The organism is Nitrospira marina, from assembly GCF_059568365.1.
Genome location: NZ_JCANTH010000001.1, coordinates 2559619 through 2575760, shown reverse-complemented (window position 1 = coordinate 2575760; position 16142 = coordinate 2559619). Strand labels below are relative to the sequence as shown.

The following is a 16142-nucleotide window of genomic DNA, read 5'->3' as shown; positions in this document are numbered from 1 at the left end:
AGAGAGGATGATCGTATGATGGTTGGTGCTCAGGCTTATGCAAACACGCAAATCCAAACTGCGTCTAACGTTCAAGTGATTGTGTTGCTATATGATGGGGCCATTTCTTCTATGAAACTCGCACAAGAGGGAATGTCCACCTTGAATTATCAGGATAAGGCCAGATTTCTCGATCGTGCCCTTCGAGTGATCGGGGAATTGTCGGCCTCCCTCAATATGGAAGAAGGCGGGGGGATCGCAAAAGATCTACGCCGTATGTATGAATACATTCAATTTGAATTGACTCAAGCCAACCTGAAAAACGAACCGCGTCGCTTAGAAGGCCCTATCCGTTGCCTAACCCTTTTACGAGAGGCCTGGGTGGATTTGGCCGTTCAAGGATCCAAGCCCAAGGCCGTTGGGATATAAACACGGGGGTACTATGTCTGAAGTTAGTAGTCTGGTAGAGCAGCTTACTCAAAGTGCCTTAGAGGCTGCTCGAATTGGTCAATGGGATCAGGTCATTGTGCTCTATGATCAGCGCCTGTCCCAAGGACCACAACAATCCCTCTCTTTAGATACCATCCAATCCCTCATGAAATCGGATCAATGGCTCATTGCCAGAATTAAAGAAGTGCAAGGGGCAATCAACCAACAACTGAATGATATTCAGGATCAACGCCGGAAGTTAGGGGTTCTTAAACGACAGTGGGGAGAAGACCCCACAATTCCGGCTCGACATCTTCTGACCATCTGACTGTGGAGGGGAATGTTGAAAAATTTTTCATGCGTTGCACCATGGGAATCCCGCCCAAGATCAAACTTCCAGTTTTTTCCTGAGATGACGGGATTTCCCCGTCACGATTTTGACGAAGAGAGTCAAGGTACTCCTAATCGATAAAGAAAAATTTCCCCATGTTTTCTTCTGCCCTACATTTTTCTGGAAAAACGGCCGAAAAGAAAGACAGGCTGTCCAGGTATGACAATTGCGAGATTGCATCCCATAAGGATGAGATATCCATTTTTAGGGGATGCCACGGCTGATTGTTCAGCTCTCTATTTAAAGGGACGACAGAATGACACAACAATCGGCATCATCTGCGAACCCTTTGTCAGTATTGACGGACCATTCTGGACAAAACAGGAAATTATTACATTCGCTCTCCAATAAATTACTGCCTATTGTGGTGTTTTCCCAGTTAGCGTTACGTCGGTGCGAAGATGAACAGCTGAAGCGACAATTGGAAAAAATTCATGGCGCTGCCGAACAAGCCAGGGATATTCTTTTGGAGATTCGCAGCCTTCACGCCGCGGGGAATCCCTAATATGAAAGCTGTGTTTTAAGACTTCTTAGTGTTGCTATTCCTATTGATTATGTGTGATGACAGGGCGATTATAAAGGTGGCTTATGGATATCGTGGCTTCTGAGGATCGACGTCAAGATTGCCGTGTGGATGTGCCTGTGTGTCTTTGGGTTGAGATTCCTCTAGCCTTTTCTTATGAAATGATTGATCTTGATGGGGCAGAATTCAGCCAGTGGCAATGGGATGAGCTAGCGGTCTCCCCGGATTTAGTGAAAGCGATGGTGGATGAGAAGGACCTTACCATCCGTGATCCTTTACTCTTACAGATGGTCACGCGTATTGACTGGATGTTGACATCCATTCTCCGGACATTGGGAAAAGACAAAAATTTTAAGGGGGCAATTCCAGAATTAACGAAAGTGAGCCTATGTGGTTCCGGAATTAAATTTTATTCTGAGGACTCATATCCCCTTGATTCTTTTCTCGTTCTACGCCTCATTTTGCGCCCATTTATCCCGATTCAGGCCGTTGGGAAAATTGTTAGGGTAGATGCTAAACCAAAAGGCAAGGAACAAGGATTTGAGATCGCGGTGGAGTTCACCAAAATTTCTTCTGATGATCGCGAAGCGATTATTCGACACACACTTCGGTCTCAAGCCACCATGCAACGGCTTCGCCTCAAGCAACCTGTCGATTCCATCCTTGATTAGGGCTCCAGTAATTTTCTGGTGTCTGGTGTCCTGTCTCGTGCTAATGTCAGGATGTCAGAGGCCACTTGAGGTTCCCGTTTCTCCGACTTCATCGTCTTCGTCCACCATTCCCTCTGTACACCCGCGTGTTCTCAATCGACCGCATAGCGTGGCAATCCTTCCTTTGGAAAATATGAGCCGATATTCCCACCTAAACTGGCTGGGCCGCGGACTTCAGGAAATGCTTGTCAGTGATTTGGCACGATGGCCCCAACTTGAGGTGGTATCGCGAGATGCACTGGGTTCGGTCTTACGGGAGCAATGGCTTCAACAAAGAGGATTTTCTTCAAGTGAGAATCCTGTCGGTCTTGGACGATTAAAAGGAGTACGGTATCTCATTCAAGGGAGAATTTACTTGCAGGAGAACACGCTCTCCGTGGATCTGCAGATTGTCGACGTAGAGACAGGGGTAGTCGTGGACTCAATCAACGCTCAGGGGGTAGAGTCGGATATTCCTGGTTTGGAGCAAGACCTTGTGACTCACCTCATTGGTGTGTTTGACCCTTCTCTTGATGGCGTTAACGGATTAATGGTTGATAAAAGTTCGGAAGACCCGAAGCCGCACTTCAGGGGGGATTCTGGAGTTGACACGAAAGGGGGGCAGGTGATTTCCTCCGAACCAAATTCTTCATCTATGATGTCTCATATTGATGCATTTCTATCATTGGAAAAGCTCACGTATCAGCGCAGGGAAGCGTATCGGTTAGCAGAAACGATTTGGGATGAGGGATATGTTATTGAATTGGGGCAGCCCCTGTATCAGGTATGGCACTTTTCGATTGCTCCCACAAGGTCTGTGCCGGTCATGGCTATTCCTCTTTCATTGTTTTTTTCTCCACACCGGATTACCAATATATTCGACCAAGCGCAAAAGTCAGGAACCGATTCGGGGGGGAATGTAGATTCTGATGGATTTAGAACAACGCTAGATGAGGGTTCAGGAGCCCGGTCATTATTTATGGAATATTTTCAAAAGCCCCGGCGCGTATTTATCCGTGCTCTTAATGAAAAACAGGATGTGCTGGCGATTTATTCCGATTGGGGGTGGCGGACCGAACACAAATATTCAATGCGAGGGACTCAAGGAGTATCCATACCTATGTGGCCGAAACCGTTTGTCACCGGGCTCGTCAAATTCCCGGTTAATTGGGTTGAGCGGGAAAGGCAGCATGTGACATTTGATAGCGTGGTGGTTCCCGTGCCGGACGAGCACGTTCTTGTTGTGCTGGAGCCCATCGGAGAGTTCAAAGCAGAGAACACCCAGATTTCGCCACTGGTTGATACCCAAAACATTCTTCTTCAGGGGTTAGAAACTCTAATCAAATCCAATTGGGCTCCTGCGATAACGGAAGGGCTGCCAATGCGAGGGTATCTTCCAGGTAATAAACGGACGGCAGTGGGTGTCGTTCATGTGCAAGAAGGGAAAATTCGTGACATCCAGTTTCAACATTGGCCTGAGGATCCCTTTTTTCTTGAAAGCTTACAAGATCTTCAAATAAAGTTATTGGGGGCTTGCCTGAAGTGTCAGGATTCCGGTCAGGTTGTCCCCCTTCTCCCCGATCCAGGTAAAACATTTCGCTTACAACTCACCCTGGTGAAAGACATTTCCGCCCTCCATCTTGGCAGTCGCTCTCACTAACCTGGCCCGCGATTTTCTCTCAATGGATGTATATGTGGGGGAACTGTCCCTGTTATAGGCACTTAAACCGGTTGAATTAAAGTTGGCCAGTGCCGTCGTAGGGTTTCCTCGGCAGCTTTGGCTAGGATCTTATCGATGGAATGATCCTGGCTGAATACTCGCAGAGTGATCATTCGGGCTGGAAGATACTGAAGGTATTTTTGAAGGCTGTCTTTTTCGACCGTGCCTTTGGCCGGGTTCCAGACAAATATTTGAAAGTTTCCCATGTTGAGCAAATTAATGGGGCGAGGGTCCTTATGAGCAAAATCTACCCGAATATCTTGTTGACGATATTGAGTAGGTAACAATCGACGCATCCGGCTCAGAAAGACCTGAGGTTGAAAAGATGATGATGCCGGCTGAATGATGGGGAGCAGAGTGCTGAATGCCGTTTTCCACTTCACGTGTCTTCCGATAATTTGACTCCACTCCATCCCCAGTTGTCGTTTGTGTATGGAACGAGCGTGCTTCCATGAACGCACCGTTTCGATGACGTGCCAATCGGTTAAATGTAGATAATGAGGTAAGGATTGAAGAGGGTTTTGTTTGCACAGGATCTCCATGGTGGGTTGAAAAATTTCCTGTAGATGTATGTCGATCGCCCGTGTGGTGCGATGGTAGTAGACATTAGCGTAGAGGTAAAGCCTGGCGTGTAAAAACATTTGTAATGCCGGTAGTCCTGATTGGTGGATCGTGAGTCCCTGTGAGGAAAAGAAGGTGTAATGAAGGAGTCGTTCTATATCTACAGGGCCAATGGCTACTCCGCACATGTAGGAATCTCTGAGGACGTAGTCGCAATTGTCCGGGGTATAAATTCCGCCAAGAAGGGGTTGTAAGGCGACAACCCATGGTGGGAGATGCTTTGTCGGTTTATGAGGATCCTTAAGAATAAGGAAGGCGATATGTTCGGGATCCAATTGCTCTCCTGGAGCAAATGGCCCGGACGGACTCCGACAGATCTTTTTGATAATTGGCCCCAAATGGTCACGAATAATGTGTTGACCGACCACTTCATGCGTTAGGTTAAATTGATGCAGAAAATGATGGTCAAAAAAATGGCAGAACGGCCCATGTCCGATATCATGGAGCAGGGCCGTTATACGAATAAATTCTTCTAGAAAATGACACGAAGGTACCTCGGAGACGGTTTGGCAAAGTGACGGGTAAAGGCGAGCCATAAATCGACCTGCCAGATGCATGGTCCCAAGGGAATGCTGGAAGCGGGTGTGCTCGGCGCCTGGATAGACCCAATGCGCACTCTGAAGTTGAAGAATATACCGAAGACGTTGAACCCAGGGAGAATCAATCAAATCCTTTTCGGTCTGTTCTGTAGGATGAGGTTCTTGATAGGGAACGGTGATGGAAATATAGCCGTGAATAGGGTCGGCTAGAAGCGAGACGCCATCAAACGGGGATGAGAGTGGTTCGGACACGGGCATGGGCTAAGCGTCTGTTCCTGAACTCACGCTATCCCCTGTTGGAGTGTGCCGGGTAGTCGGAAAATGCATGGCATAAAACGTATTCACGGTTAGGGTTTGTTGAGGTGACATGTTTGTTTTTTTTCTAGGAATTCTTGAGCCCCCGGTATCGGGTGATGACCCATCGCATGACCGGGTAGGCGATCAACGATCCGACAATCGCCAGGGCGCAGGCTCCAACGAGAAAAGGAATGAGGTAGGGGGAAAGCATGTCAAATATATTGTCCACCCTCATCTGATCCCACTCTATCGTGACTGAGGAGGATGCGCCTATCAACAGCATTCCGGTATAGAGACTGGCAGCTAGGATTGGAATAAGTGTCCAGGGATTGTTGATCAATGATCCCAGAAAGAGCGCTAAAAAATTCAGCCGGAAGGCCCAGGCGCAGAATACCACGCTGGCGGTGTGGAACAAATAATGTGGTGCGAAGGCGATAAACACACCCAGAGCAAATGCCAAGGCTGTTCGGTGAGGAGTTTCCCGAAGATGTAAGACCTGCGTCAATTGTTGGCGGACAGACTCAAGCGTTACCATGGACAGGTTCCTAGCATTCTCTTACTTCGAAAAATGCACATAACTTTGAGATACCAATTTTTGAGTTCTGCCGTCTTGATGCGCTATTTGAACTCCCGAACCACGAGAGGTAATGACACCAATGGCGGTGGCAGGAATTCGTAGTTGTTTGACTGCCAATTCCAGGCGATGTTGTTTCTTGGGAGACACGGTAAACAGTAATTCATATTCTTCTCCTCCATGGAGAGCCCAGGGTAAAGGATCGATCCTCATCTTTAACGCATATGCGATGAGATGACGTGACATGGGAAGGCTGGCCTCCTGAATGAGTGCACCCACACGGCTTTGTTGGCACAAATGTTTGATATCTCCTGAGAGGCCGTCGGAAAGGTCCAAGGCGGCCGAGGCCAAACGGCGTGAAGACAGCATCCGTCCTAATGCAATACGAGGGGTGGGCTGGAGATGGCGACCAACTAAAAACTTCATGGGTTGTCGCAATTTTGAAATCTTTCCGCGTGAACGGTGATGGGTCAGATAGTCCAATCCTGCAGCTGAGTTCCCTAACGATCCACTGACATAGATGATATCTCCTTCTTGAGCCCCACCCCGCGTTAACGCCTGACCGGGTTTAACCTGTCCGAGTATGGTGATTGCCAGAAACAAAGAGGAATGTGATGCTGAAGTATCACCACCCACAAGTTGAACCCCATGGGCTTTGCAAGGAACGGAAAGTCCACGATACAGGTCTTTCCAGTCTCCATATTTCACATGAGAGGGAAGGGCAACGGCCACCAGGATATATGTGGGAATGGCCCCCATGGCGGCCATGTCGCTGAGATTGGCTACGGCTGCCTTGTAGCCAAGGTCAAAAAACGAAGAGGTATTTTTGGAGAAATGGATGTTTTCAACGAGGAGGTCGGTGGATATGACGAGGTGGGCTGATGAGGGGTGGGCCAGAACCGCTGCATCGTCTCCCATGCCAATGAGGGTACGAGGACCGGGTGGGGAAAATCCTCGAGTCAGGGCGCGGATAAGTTGAAATTCCCCTATGGTTGACACGGACGCCTGGCGGCGGGAAGGGGACATGATAAAAAAGTCAGCGTGTCTTGGTGATGGATTGTCGTAAAGGGCGACGGGTGACCGGGGACGCAACTTTTTTTCGACGGCCGGATGAACTATGTCCATGAGTCGTTGACGAGTTCAAATCGTGTCGGTTTTTGGTGCGAAGGGCGACTTTGAGAACTTCCGACATATTCTCCACATAAATAAACTCAAGGCCTCGTAGTAGATGTTTGGGAATGTCATCGAGGTCTTTCTGGTTTCTTTTAGGCATAACGATGGTTTTGATATGGGCCCGTTTAGCGGCTAGAACTTTCTCTTTTAATCCGCCAATGGCCAGTATTCTGCCGCGAAGCGTGACTTCCCCTGTCATCGCCAAGTCTCGTTTGACAGGTTTATTGCTGAGACAGGATGCAAGGGCCGTCGCCATCGTAATGCCTGCGGACGGTCCGTCTTTGGGGATGGCCCCGGCCGGAACGTGAACGTGAATGTCCTGCTTTGCGAAAATGTCAGGATTGATTCCCAATGACTTGGCCTGGGAGCGAATATAGGTAAGTGCGGCATGAGCAGATTCTTTCATGACGTCGCCAAGATGCCCTGTTAAGGTCAAGAGGCCTTTTCCCTTGATGGCCGAAGCCTCGATATACAAGACATCCCCACCGGTTTCTGTCCATGCGAGTCCAGTTGAGACACCGACTTCATCTTTTTCCTGTTCCTGATCCGGCACATATTTAGGAACACCGAGGTAGTGATGGAGGTTTCGGGGAGTGACCTGATAGCGTTTGATCTTTCCTTCGGCAATGCGTTTCGCCACTTTTCGCATGACGTTGGCCAGTTCACGCTCCAGATTGCGAACCCCGGCCTCCTTGGTATATTGAGAAATGATGCGCGCCAGGCACGGATCGGTGAGGAGTAAGTGCTCTTGTGTGATTCCGTGTTCCTCCAACTGACGCGGGATCAGGTAGCGTTGAGCAATGCCAAGCTTTTCTTCCTCCGAATACCCTGGGATTTCAATGATCTCCATTCGGTCCCGTAGTGCGGAGAGAATGGGATCCGTCAAATTTGCGGTCGTAATGAACATGACTTTGCTTAGGTCAACGGGGACTCCGAGATAGTGATCGACAAACGCATGGTTTTGTTCCGGATCGAGCACTTCCAGTAAGGCAGCCGAGGGATCCCCGCGGAAATCGGTTCCAATTTTATCGACTTCATCTAGCATGAACACGGGGTTATTGGTCCCTGCCTGTTTGATCCCTTGGACAATCCTTCCTGGCAATGCCCCCACATAGGTTCGGCGATGTCCTCGAATTTCGGCTTCGTCTCGTGTTCCACCTAGACTCATGCGAACGAATTCCCGTCCCATGGCACGAGCAATCGATTTACCTAAAGAAGTTTTGCCGACTCCAGGAGGGCCCACAAAACACAAGATGGGTCCTTTCATTTTGTCTTTGAGTTTGCGCACGGCGAGATATTCCAGAATTCGTTCCTTGACCCGTTCCAGATCGTAGTGGTCCTCCTGGAGCACCTGGTTTGCCTGGGGGAGGTCGAGGTTATCCTCAGAATGACGGTTCCAAGGTAATTCAACAATCCATTCCAAGTACGTTCGGATCGTCCCGGCCTCGGCCGTATCCTGGTGTGTCTTTTCCAGACGTTTCAGTTGTTTCTCCGCTTCTTTCAGAACCTTGTCCGGCATGCTGGCTTCTTGAATCTTTCGACGAAATTCGGCCACTTCTTCAGATCGGTCATCGAGTTCTCCCAACTCTTTCTGGATCGCTTTGAGTTGTTCGCGAAGGAAGTATTCTCGTTGCGTTTTATCCATTTCCCCCTTGGCTTCAGCTTGGATTTTCTGTTGCATGGACAAGACGTCCTGCTCTTTACCCAGGATTTCATTCACTCGCCTCAGGCGGAGAAGAGGATCGTCAGTTTCGAGGACTCCCTGAGTGGTCTCAATGTTGAGCCCAAGATTGGAGGAGATAATGTCTGCCAGACGGCCAGGATCGTCAAGATTTTCAATGACGGTGAGCACATCCGGCATCAACACTTTTCCTAATCCGACAATTTTTTCCAAGGACTCTCGGGTGGAGCGAACGGTGGCCTCTTTCTCCAAGGAAGGAAGCGCTGTGGGAGATTCCGGCATTGTTTTGATGCGGGCGGAGAAGAATGGATTGGTTTGGGTAAAATCTTGAACTCGGGCTTTTGTGAGGCCTTGGACGAGTATTTTAATGCGGGCATCCGGGAGTTTCAGCATGCGCATGATGACGCCGACCGTGCCTATTTGATAAAGGTCTTGGGTCTCTGGCACTTCCACGTCTTGATTTTTTTGGGTGGTTAAAAAGATTAAGCGATCGGAGGAGAGAGCGGCTTCAATGGCTTTAATGGACACATCGCGCCCAACAAAGAGGGGGAGCACCATATAGGGAAAGACGACAATGTCCCGTACTGGCAGGAGGGGTAATTCCTCTGGGATCTGTTCAATAGACGGTGCGGGAATTTCCGGATAGTCTTCAGTCATCAGTTTCATTTCTAACGATGAACGAATGGGTTCATCAAAGATTTGGCCAAAATGGTGAACAGTGTGTCTCTCAATCTCTTCATCGGAAAGGGGACTTGACCAGACAGAGCAGGGATATCTTCCGACCCATTGTGAGCGTTACGATGGTTCCGGCTGGCAACAATGCCGAAGATTGTCTGGGGTTAGGAATGGGTCTCTGAATGAAATTCCATTACTCGTTATTTTAGAAAACCTACATTATTTTAATTGATTTTGATACTAGGAGAAGGTGAAAAATGTTGTCAAGGTTTACGCTTGCTCCCCTCTTGGGATGTTTCTGAGAATAGAGCATGCCTAAAGATGTTGCCTTTACAAGGAATCCTATCAAGAATATAATCTGGCACCTTGATCCCAACATGATGATTGTCTCCTCATTTCTCTGGCTTCCCCCCATTATCACCAGCATCTCTAAGGTTTAACCGTTGGGGACCAAATTGAAGGGGCAATTCTGCTGTCCCGCTGACCATACAAATTTTTTGTGATACACCCTTCTGGTTTCTTCCATCGCTTTAGAGATGCCCCATGGATCTAGTGTTGCCTGGGTCACTGGGTCTTGGGCACAAGATGAGGCGTTTCGGGATTTCTCTCCTTCCATCTGTCAGCCTTTTCCTCCTTGTTGGCCTTCTTGTGTTAGGAACACTTTCGTTAGAGAGGCCGGTGTTGGCCCAATCTTCCCAGTCCCATATCGAGGTCATTGAAATTGAAGGAAACCAGCATATTGAAGATCTGGCTATCTTAGGAAAATTATCCATCAAACCAGGTGATGTATTTACCCAAGAGTCCATTCGGGAACAAATTCAGCTTATATATGGGATGGGGTTTTTTGAAGAAGTCGAAGTCTCAACCGAGGTCAGGGCCAATGGAGTCCTGGTGGTCTTTCGTGTAAAGGAAAAGCCGTTTACGATCGAAGTGGTGTTTGATGGGAATGAAGAGTTGTCAGACGATAAACTGAACGAAAAAAATACCGTAAAAAATCAGGTGTTTTTGGATAAAGAACAGGTAAAGATTTCTGTAGAAAATTTTCGATCGTTGTATCACGACAAGGGCTTTTACCATGCTCAAATTATTCCTATCACAGATATGATCGAGAACAATCAAGTACGATTGACCTTTTATATCGAAGAGGGGAGTCAGGCCCATATTCGTACAATCGTATTTGAAGGCCGTAATGTCATCCAGAAGAAGGAATTGACGTCCTTTATGGCCAATCGAGAATATTCCTGGCCCTGGTCAATTTTTTCGGATGCCGGCATCCTTCATCGTGATGAGCTGCCGAATGATGTCGAACGGATTAAAGAAGTGTATCTCAATAAAGGCTATTTAGATGTCCAAGTGGGGATGCCTCGAATGGAGTTGGATGAGAAGAAAGAATGGTTTAGTCTGGTATTCCCGATTGTCGAAGGAGAGCCCTATGTGGTGAGTCAAATCGAGTATACCGGAAATACGCTCTTCTCTGATGCAGAATTGCGGGAAGGATTGATCATTGAACCTGGTGAAGTGTTTCAGCGAGCTAAAATCCGTGATGAGATTACCCGGTTGACGGATTTATATGGCAGTCGTGGTTATGCGTTTGCGGAGGCCAATCCTTCGGTAGAGCCTGATCCGCCCACTCGGAGCACTCGTATTGGTTTTTCCATTGAGGAAGGGGAAATGGTCAGGATTCAAGATATCCGCATTACCGGGAATAATAAGACGCGGGACAATGTGATCCGGCGTGAATTGCGGGTAGATGAAAGGGATATGATCGATTCCCCGGCAATAAAGCGAAGTTTCGAACGTCTGAATAATTTGAATTTTTTTGAAACTGTGGAGATTCTTCCCAAACAGATTGCTCCGGGTGAGGTCGATTTAGAGGTTAAAGTCAAGGAAAAACCTACCGGCTCCTTCAGCATTGGCGGGGGGTTCAGTACATTGGATCAATTCACATTGATTGCGGATATAACCGAGGGAAATTTATTCGGGCGAGGGTATCTAGCCAGGATTCGAGGGCAGGTAGGAGGACGGCGTACTCTGGGAACTATTACCTTTCGAAATCCGGCTATTTTTGATACCTTAACTTCCGGCCAGGCAGATTTGTTCAGCTCGCGAACCAATTTTCTGACGTACCTTGAAAAAAAGCAAGGGGCCAATCTGACGTTTGGTCGGGGTTTTTCTGAATACCTGACGGGTACCTTTACCCTTGTGGCTGAGAAGATCAAGATTGATGATGTGGAATCTGATGCCAACGATCTCATTAAAGACCAGGAAGGCACGCAGTCCACGACGGGGTTCCGTGCCTCTTTATTCAGGGATTCGCGTGATTATTATTTAGACCCCCGGCGTGGCACTCGAATCGGTGTCATCGCGAGTTTTGGAACGGATGCCCTTGGGGGGACAAATAATTTTTATAGTGCATCGTTTGATGCCATGAAATTTACCCCCTTGCCATTTTGGGATTTTCGTCATTCCATTCGGGGACGGATTGGATACGGAGACGGATTTAATGGTTCGGATTTCCCCATTCCGGAGTTTTTCTACGTGGGAGGCATCAATACCGTGCGGGGATTTAAATATGGTCGTGCCGGGCCGGTGACCGATAGTAACGACCCTGAGGGTGGCAATAAACAAATCATTATTAATAATGATTTGATTTTTCCGGTGTTGCCAGATGCCAAGTTGAACGGAGTCATTTTTTTCGATTATGGAAGAGGGTTTTCACAAGGAGATAAATTGGATTTTGATCTTCGAATGGCTGCAGGTATGGAGGTGAGGTGGATTTCACCATTTGGTCCTCTTCGGGCGGCGTATGGCCGACCGATCGATGGCCCAAAGGATGACAGAAAGTGGGTATTTGAGTTTTCCGTGGGATCGGTCTTTTAGATAGGTTTGCACCAAGACCACGTGGGATGGCGAGGGGGAGGAGAGAACATATAATGAGGAAGACAGGGGTTGGGGGCATCGGAGGGTGGATGACTTTGGGAAGTCTGGTCCTGAGTTTTGTCTGGGGTTGCACGGCTATAGCGCCAAACAATCCATCGGATCTCCCGGTCGGCGTCGTTGATCCTCAGCGGATATTGGCTGAAACGGTCAAGGGAAAACGGCTGTCGGATGCGCTGAATGCCTTCATGAAGGATCGGCAGACACTTGTGGAATTAGAGCAAAAGGAATTGCGTAAGTTGGAAAGTGAATTGATGGCCCAAAGTACGGTGTTAAGTCAGGAGGCCAGAGATCGGAAGGAAGAACAGTTCAGGGAAAAAATGGCCGGGTATCAGCAAAAGGTAGCCGATTTAAACAGAGAAGTCCAAGAAAAACAACGCGAATTGCAAAACGAATTTCGTCTCCAGGTCCAAAAGGTGGTAACGGAAGTTGCCGGTCAGCGTGGCCTGGGTTTGGTCTTAGAATATGGTGTGAATTCCGGCACGTTGTTTTATCAACCCGGCCTGGATATTTCTACTGAGGTTATTCAGGCGCTGGATCGGGAGAGCGGAGAGATTCGTATACCCTAGACAAATGGTGGCTCATGGTCATAAGAACCAATGGTGTCAGAGTTACATTGAGAGAAAGGGGTCAGTATGGCTGAGAGCGAGTTAGATATTCTCCAGATTCAGGCATTACTTCCGCACAGGTATCCCTTCTTATTAGTGGATCGGATCCTTGAATTCCAAGATGGGACGCGGATTGTGGGCATTAAAAACGTCACGGCCAATGAACAGTTTTTTCAAGGGCATTTCCCCGGGTACCCCATTATGCCTGGTGTGTTACTTCTAGAAGTGATGGCACAAGTTGGCGGAGTATTGGCTAGAAAAACGGCAATGGGGACGGGGCGCCCCACCGTTTTTCTCACCGGAATTGAAAAAGCCAAGTTTCGTCGACCGGTCGTTCCCGGCGATCAATTGCGGGTTGAGGTCGAGGTGATCCGGAGAAAGGATCCATTTTGGAAAATGGCCGGGAAAATCCTGGTCGAGTCCTCCTTAGTCTGCGAAGCCGAAATGACCGCCATGGTCAAAGTCGAAGAAAGTGAGGCCTAGCTACAGGCAACAGGATTGTTGCGCGAAGTCTGGCTTTGAATTCATGTTCAACGCAATAAAGTGAGAATTTGATGAATATTCATCCCACAGCAATTGTCCATCCCAAAGCTACAATAGGTGAAGATGTCGTAATCGGGCCCTATTGCGTCGTGGGTGAACATGTCACGATTGGAGATCAAACCGAATTAGTGGCTCATGTGTGTATAGAGGGGCATACGGACGTTGGCCGGTGTTGCCGGTTTTTCCCATTTGTGTCGATTGGAACCCCTCCGCAGCATTTGCAATATAAAGATGAGCCCACCAGAGTTTGTATCGGGGATCATAATATTGTTCGTGAGAATGTGACGATTAATCGAGGGACAGCTTTTGGAAGCGGAGTGACCAGAATCGGGCACCATAATTTTTTCATGGCCTATACCCATGTGGCTCATGATTGTGAGCTGGGTAATTATATTGTGATGGCCAATGCGGCAAACTTGGCCGGCCATGTCTCAGTGGGAAATTCTGTCGTGATCGGAGGCTTAGTCGGGGTCCACCAATATGTACGGATTGGGGAATATGCGATGGTGGGAGGGTGTTCCGCCTTAGGACGGGATGTCCCGCCGTTTGTTCGTGCGGCAGGAGGTTATCGTGCACAAATGTTTGGGCTGAATACGATCGCCTTGCGACGCCATGGGTTTTCCGGAGCACGCATGAATACCTTAAAGGCCGCATTTGAACTCTTATTCCGACAGGGACATCGCCTGCAAGAAGCCATTAAACTTGCTCGTAACGAGTACGGGGAAAGCACAGACGTCATGACGTTACTTACCTTTTTGGAAAGTACCAGTCGCGGGATCTGCCAGGTGTCCTCACGGGAATTGGATGATGAAGAAGAGTAAGGCTGGTGTTGACCTGGTGCGAAGGGTATGATTTCTCCCGAGCAAGATGAGCGGATTGGACTGATTGCGGGCAACGGGCGCTTTCCGATTATTTTTGCCGATAATGTCCGGCGGTTAGGGTTTTCGGTTTCCGCCATTGCGCATGTGGGCGAGACTCTTCCGGAACTTGAATCCCATGTTGATCGCATTCATTGGCTCAAGGTCGGGCAGTTTAGTAAGGCCTTGGCGGCATTAAAGGGTGATGGCATCCGCCAGGCCGTCATGTTGGGTGGCATCCACAAAACGCATGTTTTTACGGCACTTCGGCCGGACCTCCGGGCCTTGGCCATTTTTAGCCGTCTGAAACATTGGAAGGACGATGCGATCCTCAGGGCGGTGGCTGGAGAATTAGAGCGGGAAGGGATTCAGATTCGGGAGTCCACGTTTGGCCTGGAAGGCATTCTGGCGAGAGAGGGCAATCTCGCCCACAGGAAACCGACGAGCAAAGAGTGGGACGATATTCAATTTGGTTGGGATACCCTGGCAACCTTGGGAAAGTTAGATATTGGGCAATGTGTCCTGGTGAAAAATCGGGTGATTGTCGCCGTTGAAGCCGTTGAGGGAACGGATGGGACCATTACTCGTGGAGGGACACTTGGTGGCAAGGGAACCGTGGTGGTCAAACGCACGAAACCGCACCAGGATCTTCGGTTTGATTTGCCGGCTGTTGGTCCTCAAACCATACAGTCCATGGTCGCGGTTAAGGCTTCAGTTCTCGCGATTGAAGCCGGGCGCACCGTCGTTCTTGATCGAGAAGAGATGTGTGCGAACGCCAGATCAGCAGGTATCGCGATCGTGGGAGTTGCCCCTACAGGCCCTTTTCCGCATGCCGCGTCTTCCAATGCTCCATCACGGTAAGGGGACGGGTTCCCCATCGTGGTGTTTCGTGTGGTGTAACTGGAACCGCTGTCTCTGTTCTCCAATTCAGCGACGACCGATCTCTACATGACACAATCCTTACGAGTTGGGGTGATTGGTGTTGGTCATTTGGGCCGACATCATGCCCGCATTTATGGAACCCTGCCTTCGGTGACCTTAGTTGGGGTCTCTGATACCGATACTTCACGCGGGCGTCTGGTGGCGGATGAATGTGGAGTGTCGTATTTCCAGGATGTGGACGAGTTGCTGGCATTGGTCGATGCGGTGAGTGTGGCGGTCCCGACCTCGGCGCATGGTGTGGTGGTCACGACCTGTTTGCAACGCGGGTGTCATGTTCTGGTCGAAAAGCCAATTGCCAGCCATGTGTGGGAAGGTGAGCAGTTAGTCGAACTGGCAAAAGTCCGGGGGTCCATACTGCAAGTTGGGCATATAGAACGATTTAATCCGATCGTAGAAGTGATGCGTCCTCTCGTGAGTCAGCCTGGCTTTATTGAATGTCACCGTCTAAGTCCGTTTCAGCCTCGAGGGACCGATGTCGATGTGGTACGGGATCTCATGATTCATGATTTGGATCTGTTGTTATCCTTGGGGTTAGGCCCTATCCTGCAGGTAGAGGCGAGAGGCATGCCGGTGTTTACCGATCTGCCCGATATTGCCAATGTGCGAATTCTCTTTGAAAGCGGGTGTCTGGCGAATTTGACTGCCAGCCGCATCTCGACTGGACGACTGCGAAAGATCAGAGTATATCAACGGGATCGCTATCTCTCGGTTGATTTTGGTGGAAAAGAGGCTGTGATGAACACCAGGAAAAGTTTGGAAGGTGGAACGTTTGAAGTTGAAACGCAACATATCAAGGGTGATGAAGGCGATGCCCTGACTCGTGAATTGGGTTGCTTCATTCAATCGATTCTGGGAAATCCTTCCGCCCGAGGTGTCTCAGGAGAAGAAGGGGTTGAAGCTCTGCGAGTCGCAACCCAAGTGGTCTCGCTCATTCAACAACATGCCGGGCACTCGCCACGGTAAT

At 48.9% G+C, this 16142-nt stretch carries 15 protein-coding genes; 11 read left to right on the top strand and 4 right to left on the bottom strand.

The genetic code is table 11. The annotated features are described in order from the left end of the window. The first annotated feature begins 15 nt into the window (after positions 1–15). The 5 genes from fliS to LX98_RS10725 all read left to right on the top strand — a co-directional run bounded on the left by fliS (position 16) and on the right by LX98_RS10725 (position 3671). A complete protein-coding gene (gene fliS, locus LX98_RS10745; RefSeq protein WP_496428895.1) occupies positions 16–408 on the top strand; it encodes a flagellar export chaperone FliS in 393 nt (130 codons plus the stop codon). Positions 409–421: 13 nt separating this feature from the next. Beyond that, entirely contained in the window at positions 422–736 is a 315-nt protein-coding gene (locus LX98_RS10740; protein ID WP_496428894.1) for a hypothetical protein, read from the top strand. 319 nt (positions 737–1055) lie between these two features. Next, positions 1056–1304, top strand: a complete 249-nt coding sequence (locus LX98_RS10735) for a hypothetical protein (RefSeq protein ID WP_496428893.1) — start codon at positions 1056–1058, stop codon at positions 1302–1304. A gap of 83 nt (positions 1305–1387) precedes the next feature. Then, positions 1388–1993 (top strand): PilZ domain-containing protein, encoded by a 606-nt coding sequence (locus LX98_RS10730; protein WP_496428892.1) that lies wholly within the window; start codon positions 1388–1390, stop codon positions 1991–1993. 172 nt (positions 1994–2165) lie between these two features. Next, complete coding sequence (locus tag LX98_RS10725) at positions 2166–3671, top strand: CsgG/HfaB family protein (protein WP_496428891.1); 1506 nt, start codon at positions 2166–2168, stop codon at positions 3669–3671. 62 nt (positions 3672–3733) lie between these two features. On the opposite strand, the gene LX98_RS10720 is transcribed toward LX98_RS10725, so the two are convergent. The 4 genes from LX98_RS10720 to lon form a co-directional block, all read right to left on the bottom strand. After that, on the bottom strand, positions 3734–5149 hold the full coding sequence (locus LX98_RS10720) for an HD domain-containing protein (RefSeq protein WP_496428890.1): 1416 nt from the start codon (positions 5147–5149) through the stop codon (positions 3734–3736). Positions 5150–5273: 124 nt separating this feature from the next. Next, positions 5274–5723 carry a DUF2062 domain-containing protein gene (locus tag LX98_RS10715; protein WP_496428889.1) on the bottom strand — a complete coding sequence of 150 codons (450 nt, stop codon included), beginning with the start codon at positions 5721–5723 and terminating at the stop codon, positions 5274–5276. 21 nt (positions 5724–5744) lie between these two features. Beyond that, the gene (thiL, locus tag LX98_RS10710; protein WP_496428888.1) at positions 5745–6788 is read right to left on the bottom strand and encodes a thiamine-phosphate kinase; all 1044 of its coding nucleotides are present in this window, start codon (positions 6786–6788) and stop codon (positions 5745–5747) included. A 10-nt stretch (positions 6789–6798) separates the two neighbouring features. Then, entirely contained in the window at positions 6799–9273 is a 2475-nt protein-coding gene (gene lon, locus LX98_RS10705) for an endopeptidase La (RefSeq protein WP_496428887.1), read from the bottom strand. Positions 9274–9834: 561 nt separating this feature from the next. On the opposite strand from lon, the gene bamA reads away from it, so the two are divergent. The 6 genes from bamA (at position 9835) to LX98_RS10675 (ending at position 16141) form a co-directional block, all read left to right on the top strand. Continuing rightward, entirely contained in the window at positions 9835–12171 is a 2337-nt protein-coding gene (bamA, locus tag LX98_RS10700; RefSeq protein WP_496428886.1) for an outer membrane protein assembly factor BamA, read from the top strand. Between the two features lie 53 nt (positions 12172–12224). After that, on the top strand, positions 12225–12797 hold the full coding sequence (locus LX98_RS10695; protein WP_496428885.1) for an OmpH family outer membrane protein: 573 nt from the start codon (positions 12225–12227) through the stop codon (positions 12795–12797). 66 nt (positions 12798–12863) lie between these two features. Next, a complete protein-coding gene (gene fabZ / locus LX98_RS10690; protein ID WP_312640690.1) occupies positions 12864–13319 on the top strand; it encodes a 3-hydroxyacyl-ACP dehydratase FabZ in 456 nt (151 codons plus the stop codon). Positions 13320–13390: 71 nt separating this feature from the next. After that, entirely contained in the window at positions 13391–14200 is an 810-nt protein-coding gene (lpxA, locus tag LX98_RS10685; protein ID WP_496428884.1) for an acyl-ACP--UDP-N-acetylglucosamine O-acyltransferase, read from the top strand. A gap of 27 nt (positions 14201–14227) precedes the next feature. After that, positions 14228–15097, top strand: a complete 870-nt coding sequence (locus LX98_RS10680; RefSeq protein ID WP_496428883.1) for a UDP-2,3-diacylglucosamine diphosphatase LpxI domain-containing protein — start codon at positions 14228–14230, stop codon at positions 15095–15097. A gap of 87 nt (positions 15098–15184) precedes the next feature. After that, positions 15185–16141 (top strand): Gfo/Idh/MocA family oxidoreductase, encoded by a 957-nt coding sequence (locus LX98_RS10675; protein WP_496428882.1) that lies wholly within the window; start codon positions 15185–15187, stop codon positions 16139–16141. Position 16142: the final 1 nt, after the last annotated feature.